This window comes from Streptomyces sp. NPDC014995, from assembly GCF_043080745.1.
Taxonomy (GTDB): Bacteria; Actinomycetota; Actinomycetes; order Streptomycetales; family Streptomycetaceae; genus Streptomyces.
This window is the reverse complement of the sequence record NZ_JBIBVX010000017.1, coordinates 198,919-213,165: the sequence shown is the minus strand read 5'-3', so window position 1 is coordinate 213,165 and position 14,247 is coordinate 198,919. Positions and strand designations below refer to the sequence as shown.

At 70.5% G+C, this 14,247-nt stretch carries 9 protein-coding genes; 8 read left to right on the top strand and 1 reads right to left on the bottom strand.

What is annotated here, in order from left to right; all coding sequences use genetic code 11:
* Positions 1-374: 374 nt before the first annotated feature.
* Entirely contained in the window at positions 375-797 is a 423-nt protein-coding gene (locus tag ACF1A1_RS31125) for a hypothetical protein (protein ID WP_392004330.1), read from the bottom strand.
* Positions 798-1,127: 330 nt separating this feature from the next.
* On the opposite strand from ACF1A1_RS31125, the gene ACF1A1_RS31120 reads away from it, so the two are divergent.
* The 8 genes from ACF1A1_RS31120 (at position 1,128) to ACF1A1_RS31085 (ending at position 14,173) form a co-directional block, all read left to right on the top strand.
* Complete coding sequence (locus ACF1A1_RS31120) at positions 1,128-3,680, top strand: Helicase associated domain protein (RefSeq protein WP_392004329.1); 2,553 nt, start codon at positions 1,128-1,130, stop codon at positions 3,678-3,680.
* 369 nt (positions 3,681-4,049) lie between these two features.
* Complete coding sequence (locus ACF1A1_RS31115) at positions 4,050-5,444, top strand: DNA-binding protein (protein ID WP_392004328.1); 1,395 nt, start codon at positions 4,050-4,052, stop codon at positions 5,442-5,444.
* Between the two features lie 196 nt (positions 5,445-5,640).
* The gene (locus ACF1A1_RS31110) at positions 5,641-6,528 is read left to right on the top strand and encodes a TnsA-like heteromeric transposase endonuclease subunit (RefSeq protein ID WP_392004327.1); all 888 of its coding nucleotides are present in this window, start codon (positions 5,641-5,643) and stop codon (positions 6,526-6,528) included.
* Positions 6,525-8,678, top strand: a complete 2,154-nt coding sequence (locus ACF1A1_RS31105) for a transposase (RefSeq protein ID WP_392004326.1) — start codon at positions 6,525-6,527, stop codon at positions 8,676-8,678. Before ACF1A1_RS31110 ends, ACF1A1_RS31105 begins: the two co-directional genes overlap by 4 nt.
* A 104-nt stretch (positions 8,679-8,782) precedes the next feature.
* On the top strand, positions 8,783-9,763 hold the full coding sequence (locus ACF1A1_RS31100; protein ID WP_392004336.1) for a TniB family NTP-binding protein: 981 nt from the start codon (positions 8,783-8,785) through the stop codon (positions 9,761-9,763).
* 965 nt (positions 9,764-10,728) lie between these two features.
* The gene (locus tag ACF1A1_RS31095; protein ID WP_392004325.1) at positions 10,729-12,444 is read left to right on the top strand and encodes a Helicase associated domain protein; all 1,716 of its coding nucleotides are present in this window, start codon (positions 10,729-10,731) and stop codon (positions 12,442-12,444) included.
* Positions 12,445-12,850: 406 nt separating this feature from the next.
* A complete protein-coding gene (locus ACF1A1_RS31090; protein ID WP_392004324.1) occupies positions 12,851-13,411 on the top strand; it encodes a hypothetical protein in 561 nt (186 codons plus the stop codon).
* Between the two features lie 99 nt (positions 13,412-13,510).
* Positions 13,511-14,173: a hypothetical protein gene (locus ACF1A1_RS31085; RefSeq protein ID WP_392004323.1), complete on the top strand. Its 663-nt coding sequence runs from the start codon at positions 13,511-13,513 to the stop codon at positions 14,171-14,173.
* Positions 14,174-14,247 lie beyond the last annotated feature (74 nt).

Here is a 14,247-nt window from a genome sequence, read left to right as displayed (position 1 = left end):
CCCGCGGAGCGGGTCTCTCCGGGCTGCGCCCGGAGCAAGCGAACACCCGCGCTGCGCGCGGGTGTTGCGCTCCCGCTCCGCGGGCGCGCAAGCGGGCCGCTGCGCGGCCCGCTCAATCCGACTGCTGCGCAGTCGGATTGACGCTCCGTTCGCTGCGCTCCCGGAGCTGGCGGGACATCCGTCCCGCCGTCAGGCTTCCGCTTCGCTCCAGCCTGACAGGACGGGTCCGCTGCGCTCCCCCGTCAACGGGACTTCCGGCTTCGCCTCCAGTCCCTTCAGGCCCGCTATCGCGGGCCAGGCTGGCTAGGAGGACCAGGGTCGGACGGTCAGGGTGACTGGCTGTCAGCAGTCGGCGGGCAGCTGGCAAGCGCGCCTCAGGCTCTTCCGGCTGGTGTCCATGGCTTCTCAGGGGGCTGCGGTGCCTCCAGGGCGCTGCGAAGCATTTCCCTCAAGCTTTTGGGTGGGGCTTCCTTCTCCTCCTGTGAGTGCATGAGCCGGGCCGTGGTCACCCGTATGTGGCACTCGCGATGCCGCTGCCTGAGCTGCACCACCCACGCACCGTCCTTGGTGAGGAAGGCACGCCGAGCCGGCTGGTCTCCCGGGCGGGCATGCCGAGCCAGAACCCCCGGCACGTAATGCAGAGCCGCGTCCTCAGCCACTGCCGCGGCCTGGGCTTCACCGCCTTCGATGTGGTGGGTGGCCACCAGCATCCAGCGGTGCAGTCTCAGTTCCACGCCGTCAGCATTCCTGGTCTCTCGGGTGTCCTCTTCGATGAGGACGTACCACTCGGCGGTCATGCCTGCGCCTCTCCCCTAGTGGCCTCACGCGGCCCTCTTCCTGATGAGTGCGCGGGCAGCAGAACCGGGCCCCGCGGCTGAAAACTATCATCCGCTCCAGCTCTCTTTCCGGGGTGCTTCATTTTGAAGCTGCGATACAATCTGGAATTTAGGGAGACCACCGTTGAGGCTGTCTACAGCCCATCGCCATCATTCAACCCAATCCGACCCACATGATGAACCGCAGCTCGTTCGTAGCCGACGTATCGTCAACTAGCGGCAGCTTGAGGCAGCTTGAGGCACTTCGTCCTCGTGACACCGCGCTCAACAGACAGCAGAAGGCTGACCGGCATGGCAGTGAAACATCTCCGTCCCCACCAGCGTGAAGCCGTAGACACGGTACTCCGCTCTCTGGAAATCCCGGCAAGATCAACGGTGCCCGAACGGGGACTCCGCACTCAGGTGATCATGGCGACCGGCACCGGCAAGACCCTCGTCGCCGTACGCAGCGCGGAAGAACTGCGTACGGGCCGTGTGCTGGTGCTCGTACCCTCGCTGGACCTGCTCGCCCAGACCCAGGCCGCGTGGCGTGAGGGCGGCCGTACCGGCCCGATGATCGGGGTCTCGTCCCTGCGGGGTGAGGACGCGTCCTTCCCGAACACCACGGACGTGGACGAGCTGGTCGCCTGGGTACGGCCATTCGACAAGGTGACGGTGTTCGCCACGTACGCCTCGCTGGGGCTTGGCACGCTGGAGCGCGCGCACGCCGCTGGCCTGCCCGGCTGGGACCTGATCGTCGTGGACGAGGCGCACCGGACGTCGGGGCGGATCGGGAAGCCGTGGGCGGTGGTGCACGACAATGCCCGCATCCCTGCCCTGCGGCGGCTGTACATGACCGCCACCCCGCGCTTGTGGCAGTTCGATGAGGACTCCGAGCAGGGCGCGCCGGGTGAACTGGTGGCGTCGATGGAGGACGATGCGGACGGGCCGTTCGGGGCTCGCTGCTACACGCTGACGCTGTCGGAGGCCATCGACAGGGGCATCTGCGCCCCCTATCAGGTGGTGTGCCTGGACATCACCGACACCCAGCTCCAGGCCGCCCAGCTCCTGGGCGCCGAAGCTCGGTCGGAGCAGGTGCGCGGGGCGCGGCTCGCGGCGCTGCAGACCGCGCTGGTGAAGGCGTCGGCGGAGGAAGGCTTCCGGCGCACGCTCAGCTTCCACCATGTGGTGAAGGAGGCCGAGGCCTTCGCGGCCGGCCTTCTGGGCGTCGCCGAGCGGCTGCACGCCGCCGACCCCGAGCTGTATCCGAAGACGGTCTGGGCCGACTGGCTGTGCGGGGAGCACAAGCCCAACCATCGGCGGCGGGTTCTCGGGGAGTTCGCCGACGGGATCGCGGCCGACGGCACGGTAGTGGAGAAGAGCTTCCTGGGGTCGGTGAGGGTCCTGGGCGAGGGCGTCGACACCCGCGAGTGTGACTCTGTGTACTTCGCGGACGTGCGCGGCTCGATGCCGGACCTGGTCCAGGCCGTCGGCCGGGCGCTGCGCATGCAGCCGGGCGAGGGCAAGACGGCCTCCCTCGTGGTGCCGGTGCTGCTGGGGCCCGGGGAGACGGCGGACAACATGCTCACCTCCCGGGCGTACGGCGGGCTCGCGAAGCTGCTGGAGGCGCTCAGGGCGCACGATGCCCGCGTCGTCGAGCAGCTCGCCGAACCCCAGGCACGAAGCCGGTCACGGGGCGTACAGAGCCGCAGCGGCAGCCAGGAAGACGAAACCGCCGGCAGCGACCGAAGCGACCGAGGTCTGTCCCTGCCGGCTCGGGCGCTGCTGAAGTTCTCCACGCCGCGTGATCCCGCCGCACTGGCCACCTTCATCGACCTGCGGGTCCTCAACCCTGAACGCACTCACTGGCGGCGCGGTATCGAGGCCGCCGTCATCTACCAGCGGCTCCACGGCGACCTGCGCGTGCCGTTCACCTACCGCGTCCCCGGCCGCGACGATCAGGACGCGGAGGGTGAGGGGTGGCCAGGGTCGCTGGCTGGGTTCCCGCTTGGGCAATGGACCGCCGACGCTCGAAGGTTTCACGCCCGCGGGGACATGGACGAAAGCCGCGCCCGGCAGCTCGAGAAGCTCGGCATGATCTGGTCGCACTACGACGTCGCCTGGGAGGAAGGTCTGGCCGCCGCCCGCGGATGGGCCACCGAAGCGGGTCACCTCCTGGCGCCGCTGGATGCCACGTTCCAGGGTTACCGGGTGGGGATCTTTCTGAAGAACCAGCGGGCCGCCGCCCGAAGGGCGCAGGAGAACGAGCAGCGACGTGCCGAAGGACTGCCCGTGGGGTCGTCGGCCGGCGCCCTGTCGGAGGAACGGCGCGAACAGCTGGAAGAGATCGACCCGTCGTGGTGTCCGGCCTGGCCGGTGGAGTGGCAACGCTGCTTCCACCTCACCCGCCAGCACCTCGAAGCCGGCGGCACGCTGCCCACCTCGCCAGGCGACGTCGTCCACCAGGGCGAGGACCTCGGCCGGTGGGTGAGGGCACAGCGCCTCGGGTGGGACAAGCTCACCAGCGTGCAGCAGTGGATGTGCGAACACATCCTCGGCATCCAGCCCGCGGCCGAGGACGAGAAACCGAAGCCGCGGCGTTCGCAGGCGGACAAGTGGGCCATCAACCTCGCCGCCGCCACGCAGTACTACCAGCGCGAAGGACATCTGCGCGTACCGAGGAAGCACATCGAGACCATCGCCGTCGCCAGCGGAGACGACGGCCGCGACGGCGAGAGCGGAGCAGCCCAGGAGGTGCGGGAGCTTCGGCTAGGGGCATGGGTGAGCAACCAGCGGTCCAGAGCCGCGACACTTACCCCCGAGCGCGTGGAACAGCTCTCCGCCATCGGCATGCGCTGGACATGACCATGGACGTGACCGCCAGATCACGACAGCCGCCGTCACCCTGTCATGGGTCGACTTCCTCGGTCCCAGCCGCTGGCCGTCGCCGCACCTGCAGGGCGCCCACCGCGAACCGTATCGTGAAGCGTACATTTCGCGTACTAATTGCGCACAGATGACGTATTTACGCATGGTGGCAGCGGACATGGCGCGCGAGGGAAATCCGCATCATCGCCGTCACCCCGAGACACCGCCCGGTTGCGCCACCCCGCGGCGCTGGCCCCGGCTTGGCGAAGGAGCCGCGGCAGCAACTACAGCCGTTCCCGGAGCCCCGGTCTGCTTGATCCGCGAAACCTCCCCACCCGGGACCGGCGGACACGAGACCGTGGTGGAGTGACCCATCACCCCGGCCTCCTGCGCACAGCTCCCCTGCAGGGGGAGACGACCTCGTCGCTGATCTGCCGCATCGCAAGCCGCTACGGGCTGGAAGCGAAGGTGCTGCGGTCCTGCTGGCACTGGCGCAACTACCAGCCCGGGCACGACGACGGGGGCGCACGAGCCGACGCCGAAGTGCTGCTGAACTCAGCCGGACGGCATCTCCTGGCGGGCCTGTGCGGCGTCACCGAAGGCGTGCTGGCGCGGGCGTTACCGTCCTGGGGACAGGAGGACGCCAAGCTGCCCGCCGGAGAAGACCAAGTGCCGGCGGCGGCGTGGCGGACCGGCGGCGCGGTCGCCGGGCCGGTGGCATTCGGCTGCCGCCTGTGCACGGCCCGGCGCACGGGGACGGCCGTGCGGATGGTGCGGTACGCGCCGCGATGGGAGCGGGTGTGTGTCCGGCACGGGCGGTGGCTCCTGGACGCGGACGCCGACCAGCCTCTTGAGTATCTGGACGTGCGAGGTGTGCCGGAGGTGGTCGCGGCGCAGCGGCGGTGGGCCGGTGTGGCGCGGCGGGCGGTACGGGCCGGGGCCGAGCCAGCAAGGGTGTTCGCCCTGGCGCATGCGGTGGTGGCCCGGTGGTGGGAGCATGCCTTCCACTGGGAGCGGGAGACGATCTGGCCGCGGCGTCTGCATCAGGTCGCGGGCGGCAACGCCGGAGGTGATCTGGAGCGGTGGCGGATCGTGGGCCGGGACGCGGTCGTCTTCCCCGAGGTGGTGGCCGTCGCCGACGCGCTGCTGGACCCGGCCATGGCCCAGCTGGCGTGGGCCGACAGCGGCGCCGGACAGCCGCGGGCGCTGCCCGCCGACGGGATGTTCTGCCGCCTGCTCGGCGAGCGGGTGGACCGCCCGTGGCTGGGGCCGCTGGCCGCGACCGACTACGGCGGCCCGCTGACCTCCTGGATGGGCAGCATCATCCGCATCCGCCGCGGCGCCGGCGGACCACCCGGATACGACAACGACCCCTGGTGGCTGCGCCAGGAAAACCAGCCCTCCACCATGGCCGGACAGCTGCGCGTGCTGGGCAAGGAGAAGAAAGCGCCGGGCTCGGGGACGATGTGGCGCTCGACTGTGCCCGCCGAGCAGCGCGCCCAGATCACCAGCCTCGTCGACGGCGCTCAGGAGCAGCTCATCCAGCTGCGCGGGGCGCAGACCGGTTCGAGTGCGGACGTGGCCCAGCATCTGCTGCGCATCCTCAGCTACAGTGCCGCACTGCTCGAGAAGGCCCTGCAGCACACTGTCGTGGCGGCCGTGAACGCCGGGGTGCCGCCGCGGGATGTGGCCCAGTGGGCGAAGCTGCCCCCCGGCGCGTTGGCGGACGCGCTCAAGGCCTACCAGGAGGCGTACGGGTAGGCGCCGGCTCGCCGGGAATTGGGCGGCCCGGGACAGGTCTTTTTGGGGCGCTGGCGTGGTGGCCCGGTGTTACCGCATCACGCGGCTCCACGTGATCGAAATGCGGAAACAGCTCCGGCCGGCAGCCGGGCCGGTTTGGCTGGGCCAGGTGAGCGGCAAGGGTGCGGCGGCTGGGTCTGGTAGCAGGCCGGGACAGGTGGACGTGAACATCGGGGCCGGGTTCGAGGCGGTCTTCCTCGACCCCGTCGGGCGGGCGGTGCAGCAGCGGTGGGCGGACGCCGCCCTCGCGGTCGCGTTCGAAGACCTCGATCCGGTGTCGGCGTTCCCGGTGGTGCCGGGACGGCGGTGGGGGCCGGGTCTGTGGTGGTCGGCCACCACCGGGCGGCACGTGGCTGCCGGATCGAACGCCATGCGTACGCAGCTGATGGCCCTGGACCGTGACCCGCAGGTCACCGGCATGGCCGGGCGGCCGGTACGGCTGCTGTGGCGCGACCGTCGGGGCCAGGTGCGTTCCTGGGTGCCGCAGTTGTTCGCCCGCTACGCCGACGGCACCGCTCTGCTGGCCGACTGCCCCGGCCAGCCCGATAGCGGCGGCGAACGCGCCCTGAAGGCCGCGCATGCGGTGGCTGCGGCGTGCGGGGACATCGGCTGGAGCTACCGGCGCCTGGCGCCGCTGGACGAGGTGCTGGCGGCGAACCTGAAATGGCTGGCCGGCTACCGCCACCCCCGCAACCAGGGCAGGCCCGGCCTGATGCCCGCAGTCCTCGAGGCCTTCTCGCGGCCGCGGCCGCTGATCGAGGGCGCCGAAGCGGCCGGCGACCCGATCGAGGTCCTCCCGGCCGTCTTCCACGCCCTGTGGCACCACACGCTCACGACAGCACTCGAGGCGCCGCTGCACGAACGGGTCATCGTCAGTCCCGGTTCCCTCCGCGAGGCCTGTGGCGCAGCGCCGGCCGAAAGCCTGCACGATGACTCTGGCGCCGGGCGTGGCGAGGAGAGCCAGGGCTGCGTCCCTGCGGCCCAGTGCCCGACGTCAGGCGAGGGGCGCGGCGGGGCTTGCGCCGGGTGCGGGGAGGCGGTGTGAGCAGCGGCCGACGGAGCGGTGGGCCGGTGGTGGCGGTCGGGTCTCATGTCCGCTTCCGCGGATCGCGGTGGCAGGTCGTTGCCCTGGCCGGGCAGTGCGTCCACCTGGCCGGCGAGGACGGCAGTGATGAAGCGGTGCTCGCCGGGCACCTCTTCGCCGATCCAGGCTTCGCCCTCCTGGGGGCAGAGGCGCAGCAGCCTCAGGCGGTGCCGCGGTGGGGGCTGTTCGAGACGGCCCCCACCGCGGCGCGGGAGAAGGCGCTGGCCTGGCAGTGCCACATCCGGGAAGTCGAGTGCGGGTTGCCCGGCGGGCTGGGCAGCGGCGGGCCGGTGCGGGAGCAGTACGACCCCGAGCAGCACACGCTGGCCGAACGGGAAGAGGCCAAAGCAGCAGAGCTGACAGCGCTCGGCTTCGGCCGGGTGTCCCGTACGACGGTGCAGCGCATGCGCCTGGCCTACCGCAAACAGGGCCTGTGGGGGCTCATCGACCACCGCACCACCCGCGGCCCCAGCCCCACAGGACGAGCCGACGAGCGGGTCGTCGCCGCGGTCAAGGAGGCGCTGCGCCGCCAGCGCGGCCGCTCCAAAGGCACCATCAAAGGGCTGATGCCGCTGGTCGCGCACATCCTTAAGGACCGGCACGGCGGCGCGGTGGCGATGCCGGCGCAGGCCACCTTCTACCGGCTCGTCCATCAGCTCGCCGGCCCCGCCGACCATCCCGCACGCCCGGTACGCACCCCGCCCATCACCGAGGACGGACGGGGGCACACGCCCACCGTCGCCCTGCGGCCCGGAGAGCAGGTGCAGATCGACACCACCCGGCTCGATGTCCTGGCCCTGTTCGACGACGGCACCCTGGGCCGGCCTGAGATGACGATCGCGGTAGACGTTGCGACGCGAGCGATCCTGGCGGCCGTGCTCTGTCCGGGCGGGACCCAGGCCGTGGACGCGGCCCTGCTGCTGGCGGAGATGGCCGTCCCCCACCCGTCAAAGCCCACCTGGCCCGACGCCCTGCGCTTCACCCACAGCCAACTGCTCCCCCGGGCCCGTTTGCTGACGCTGGACGAGCGACTTCAGGGCGCGGCCGCCCGCCCGGTCGTGATCCCCGAGACGATCGTCGTAGACCGGGGCAAAGTATTCCTTTCCAGGGCGTTCACCGCCGCCTGTGAGACCCTCGGCGTCAGCGTGCAGCCCGCCCCGCCCTTCGCGCCCACCGCCAAGGGCATCGTCGAGCGGACTTTCGGCTCGATCAACACCCTGTTCTGCCAGCACCTGCCCGGCTACACCGGATCCGACGTCACCCGCCGCGGGCGCGACGCCGAACGCGAGGCGTGTTTCACCGTCGCGCAGTTGCAGGACCTCCTCGACGAATGGCTCGTGCACTACCACCACCGCCCGCACCAAGGGCTGCGTCATCCCGTGCTGCCCAAGGCCCCACTGACACCGAACCAGATGTGGGCCGCCCTCATCTCGGTCGCCGGGTACGTCCCCGTCCCCCTCACCAGGGACGACTACCTCGAACTGCTGCCGGTGCGCTGGCAGGCCATCACCGAACGCGGGATCCGCCTGCACCACCGCACCTACGACTGCGACCTCCTGGCCCCCTACCGCGGGCAGCCCTCCCCCATCACCGCCCGCGGCGGGAAATGGGAAATCCACACCAACCCCCACGACGCCCGCCAGATCTGGCTGCGCCTGCCCGGCGGCACGTTCGCCGAGATCCCCTGGATCCACCGCGCCCACGTCCACCGCCCGTTCAACGAACAGACCTGGCAGCACATCCGCACCACCGTCACCCGCCACACCGACCCCGACAGCCTTGAGGCCGACCTCGCCGACGCCCTCGACCAGCTCATGCGCCGCACCCGCACCGGCCATGCCACCGCAGGCGAACAACGCCTCCTGGCCCGCACCCAGCCCGCCCGAAAACCCCTGCCCCCACCGCGCTCCGCACCCGACCACCCGGGCGAAACAGAGGCCGGTGCCGTCCCGACCGGGCCCGCGACGGACACCGACAGCCTCGACGACCTCGACGAGGAACAGGACCTGGACCTGGACGCGGAAGAAGACGACGCCGACGACGGCTCGCCCGCCGTCCCCTACACCGGACTCGGGCTCTACGACGCGCGCGCAGAGGCCCTGAAATGGTGAACACCCGCCCGCCCGCTACAGCCGGCGATCCCGGCAGCACCACCACACCCGACGCCGGACGAGCGGGGCAGTCCACAGCGGACACGATGACCGCGTCATGGCCCGTGACCACCTGGCAGGGCTGGCACCACTTCGCCACCACGACGCCACCCACACCGCCCCAGCCCGGCCAAGAGCCCCGCAGCGCGGAGGAACGCCTCGCCTACCACTCCGCGTTCGTCACCGTCCGCACCCCCGCCATCGACACCCTCGCCCGCCACGTGCGCACCGTGATGATCCTCGGCCGCCACCAGACCACCACCGCACGGCCCTCACTGATCGTCACCGGCCCCGCAGCCGCAGGCAAAACCACCGCACTGCTCCACGTCGGACGCGCCTGCCACCTCGCCCACACCCACCGCACCCCCACCCCGCCCGGCCACCACCCTCAGGTGCCGGTCGCCTACGTCCTCGTCCCACCCGGCGCCACCGCGAAGACCCTCACCGCCGAATTCGCCCGCTACCTCGGCATCCCCACCACCACCCGCATGACCCAGGCCCAGATCACCGAAGCCGTCTGCCACACCTACAACACCGCCGGCGTCCAACTCATCCTCATCGACGAGATCCACCGCCTCAACCCCCGCACCACCACCGGCGCCCAAGCCGCCGACCTCCTCAAAGACCTCACCGAACGCATCGGTGCCACCTTCGTCTACGCTGGCATCGACGTCACCGCCACACCCCTGTTCAGCGGCGTGCGCGGCGCCCAACTCGCCGGCCGCGCCACCCTCATCACCTGCGGCCCCCTCCCCGCCCGCCACGGCAACCAGCACCCCTTCACCGACGTCATCACCGACCTCGAAAACGCCCTCGACCTCCAACACCACCGCCCAGGCACCCTCCCCCGCCACCACGCCTACCTCCACCAGCGCACCGCCGGCCGCATCGGCAGCCTCACCCGCCTCATCCGCCAAGCCGCCATCACCGCCATCTGCGACGGCACCGAACGCATCACCAAGAAAACACTGGAAGCCATCCAGCTCGACCACCTCGCCGAACAACACAAGCGCCCCCGCACCCGCCGACCGTCCACACCGGCATGATGCGGACGTGAAGAAGACCAGGGAAACGCCCACTGACGAGGAATCCGCTGCCGTCTGCGGCCAGGCGTGAGACGTCCTGACCCCCGCCCGTGCCGACTACCTGGCAGGAGTCTCACCGCACTACGACGAGTTGTTCCACAAGGTCGTGCAACGAACTGAGTACGCCGGCAGTCTCGGGAAGACGGACATCGCAGCCCTGGTCGTCTGGAAACGGCTTTCCGCACAGACCCCGTGGGTATCGGCGCTCATGTCCCTGCCCGACGCACACGTACGCGAGGTCACCAAGCGGGCCGTCACCGCAGTCCGCGACACCGCAGTACCGCGCAGTGAGGCTGCCCGCACAGGACGCAGCATCATGTGGGAACTACCGGGCTTCCGTACCGGCGACGCCCTCGCCTCAGCCGCCCTGACAGCAGCGGCACCCACACGGATGGCCGTCTACGACCGCCGTGTCCAACACGCCCTGGACACCCTGGGCCTCACCCTCACCCGCACACCAGGACGCTACAGCCGCTACATGCAACTCCTCGACAACCTCCTCCAACACAGCCCAGCACCCGCCGACGGCTGGACCGCACGCGACATCGACACCGCCCTGTACTGGACCGGCAAGAGCCCCAACCCACCGACCACCGAGCCAGGAGCTACCAGCCCCCGACCCGCCCGAACGGCCCCTACAACGCTCCGACACCACAGACACCAGGCCAGGCCTCTGACCAGGCACCACACGCCTGACCAGCCAAAACACACCCCGGACCATTAGACGCAGAAGCTACCCACAACGCCCCGGAAATTCCCACTACAACCCACACAACCCCAGCTCAGCCCCACCCCACCCCCGACAAACCCCATTCTCAACCAACACCCAACCCCACAGCTCACACCCCACCCAGCACACCAACTACCCACCCCCGGATCGACAGCAGGTCCGCGGGGCCCGGCTCGCCGCCCTGCAGACCGCCCTAGTGAAGGCATCGGCCGAAGAAGGCTTCCGCCGCACGCTCGTCTTCCACCACGTCGTGAAGGAGGCCGAGGCTTTCGCGGCCGGCCTTGGCGACGTCGCGAAGCGGCTGCATGCCACCGACCCCAAGCTGTACCCAAGGACCATCTGGGCCGACTGGCTGTGCGGCGAGCACAACCCGCTCCACCGGCGCCGTGTCCTGGACGAGTTCTCCAGAGGAATCGCCGCTGATGGCACCGTGGTGGAGAAGACGTTCCTCGGGTCCGTTCGGGTGCTCGGCGAAGGCGTCGATACATCCCACTGTGACTCCGTGTACTTCGCTGACGTACGCGGCTCCATGCCCGACCTCGTCCAGGCCGTCGGCCGCGCGCTGCGCATGCAACCCGGCGAAGGCAAGACGGCGTCGCTGGTCGTGCCCGTCCTGCTCGGGCCCGGAGAGACGGCCGACAACATGCTCACCAGTCGGGCGTACGGCGGCCTGGCCAAGCTTTTGGAAGCGCTCAGAGCACACGACGCCCGTGTCGTGGAGGCTCTGGCGCAGCCCCAGGCGCCAAGCCGTGTCAGAGGCGTACAGACACGTTCCGGAGGCGAAGGAGCCGAGGGCGGCGACCGCGGACTGTCGACGCCAGCCCGGGAGCTGCTGAAGTTCTCCACCCCGCGTGACCCCGCGCAGCTGGCCGCGTTCATCAACCTGCGCGTCCTCAACCCCGAACACCAGCACTGGCGACGCGGCATCGAAGCCGCCACCCTCTACAACCGGCTCCACGGCGACCTGCGCGTGCCGTTCACGTACCGCGTGCCCGGCAAGGACGACCAGGAGCCGGAAGCCGAACGGTGGCCCGCCTCGCTCGCAGGGTTCCCACTGGGGCAATGGACCGCCGACGCTCGCAGGTTCTACGCCCGCGGCAACATGGACACCGACCGCATCAAGCAGTTGGAGAAGCTGGGGATGGTGTGGTCGCACTTCGACGTCGCCTGGGAAGAGGGCCTGGCTGCGGCGCGTGGGTGGGCTGCCGAAGCGGGCCACCTCCTGGCGCCGCTGGACGCCACCTACCAGGGGTACCGGGTGGGCATCTGGCTGAAGAACGCACGCGCCGCCGCCCGGAAGGCCGCTGAAATCGAGCAACGGCGTGCCGAGGGCCTGCCAGTTCAGTCGTCAGCCGGCGCGCTGCCGGAAGACCGGCGCGAGCAGCTGGAGGACATCGACCCCTCCTGGTGCCCCACATGGCCAGTGGAATGGCAACGCTGCTTCCACCTCACCCGGCAGCACCTGGATGAGGGTGGCGAGCTGCCGACCAAGCCGGGCGAGGTCGTACGCCAGGGCGAGGACCTCGGGCGATGGGTCAAGACGGTCCGCTTCGGTTGGGACAAACTCACGACCGTGCAGCAGTGGATGTGCGAGCACATCCTCGGCATCCAGCCCGCCACCGACGACGAAAAGCCCAAGCCACGCACGAGCCAGGCTGAGAAGTGGGCGCTCCATCTCGCCGCCGCCAAGCAGTACTACGAACGCGAAGGACACCTGAAGGTGCCGCGCAAGCACGTCGAACCAATCGTCATCGGCGGCAAAGGAGACGACGACAGCAGCAAGGGCCAGGAGCAGCGGGAAGAACGAGAGATCCGGCTCGGGGCATGGATCAGCAACCAACGCTCACGGGCTGCGACGCTAACACCGGAACGGATCGAGCAGCTGTCGAAGATCGGAATGCGCTGGACATGACCATGCACGCAACCGCCTGATCACAACAGCCCGCCGTGACCCTTGCCACGGGTTGACTTCCTCGGTCTCAGCCCCTGGCCGTCGCCGCACCAGCAGGGCGCTGACCTCGCCCCAACAAGCGGCTCAGTCGCTGGGGGGCGTAGTCTTCGATTCTTCGCGAGTGCGGGGCCGTTCCGACTCGTCCTCTTCGTCGGCCAGGTCGGCTTGGTCCGGAGCGCCGCTGCTCCACGCGACGGGCGGTGTCGGCGCCGTGATCGTCTGCGGTTCGTCGGAACCCGGGTGGACGCTCGGCTGGGATCCCGGTGCATGGGACGTCTGCGCTTCGTCATTGGAGTTCGTCATGGAGTCTGTGTTCCCGTCGTTCTCATTCGAATCCCCCTGATCAAGTTCAGCCGGTGTCATCATCATGCCGAGAGCCCAGGAGCCCCGGGCTACGGTGGGCTCCCTGGTGTGGGGCCGTGACGACGCCTTCGTGCAACTCCGCAGGTACGACGGCGGCGGGGGCGCGCAGGCCGAGGTGCTGCTGAACGCAGCCGGACGCCAGCTCCTGGCAGGCCTGTGCGGCGTCGAGGAAGACGTCCTGGCGCGGGCGTTGCCGTCCTGGGGACAGGAGGACGCCAAGCTGTCGGCCGGAAGGAACGGGGTGCCGGCGGCGGCGTGGCGGACGGGGAGCGCGGTCGCCGGGCCGGTGGCGTTCGGCTGCCGCCTGTGCACGGCCCGCCGCACGGGGACGGCCGTGCGGGTGGTGCGGTACGCGCCGCGCTGGGAGCGGGTGTGCGTCCGGCACGGGCGGTGGCTCCTGGACGCCGACGCCGACCAGCCCCTGGAGCATCTGGACGTGCGGCACCTGCCGGAAGTGGCCGCGGCGCAGCGGCAGTGGGCCGGTGTGGCGCGGCGGGCAGCACGGGCCGGAGTAGAGCCGGAGCGGGTGTTCGCACTGGTGCATGCGGTGGTGGCCCGGTGGTAGGAGCAGGCCCTTGGCTGGGAGCGGGAGACGATCTGGCCGCGCCGGCTGCACCAGGTCGCGGGCGGCAACGCCGGAACTGAGCTGGAGCGGTGGCGGATCGTGGGGCGGGACGCGGTCATCTTCCCCGAGGTGGTGGCTGTCGCCGACGCGCTGCTGGACCCCGCCATGGCCGAGCTGGTCTGGCGCGCAAGCGGGGGGATGCGGCCTCGGGTGCGGGGCGAGGACGCCCCGTTGTGCCACCGGCTGGGCGAGCGTGTGGACCGGGACTGGCTGGGGTCTCTGGCCGCCACCGACTACGGCGGCCCGCTGAGCGGCTGGAGGAATGCGATCGTGCGCGCCCGCCGCGGCAGCGGGCCGCCGGGATGGCGGGACGATCCGTGGCATCTGAAGCGGGAGCAGCAGCCCGCAACGATGGCCGGCCAGCTGCGTGTCATGGCGGCGGAGGCACAGGCGGGCGGCTCGGGCACCCGGTGGCGTGCCACCGTTTCTGCCGAACACCGCTTCCACATTACGCAGTTGCTCGACGAGGCCCGCGAGGAGCTGGCGCAGCTGCGCGGCCCTCACAGCGGCACCACCGCCGAGGTGGCCCGGGAACTGCTGGAGCGCCTCAGTCAGAGTGCCGAGCTGATCGACCGGGCCGTGCTGCATACCGCCGCCGCGGCCGTCGCGGCCGGGGTGGCGCTTGAGGAGTTGGCCCAGTGGTCCCGCCTGCCCGCCGAGGAGCTGTCACAGATACTCGCCGTGGGCCGCAGTGAAGACTGACGCACTCGACGCCAGCCCGGGCAGCGGCCCTGGCATTACGGTCCGCTCTGCGTACGGCGAGCAGCGGTCGAAGA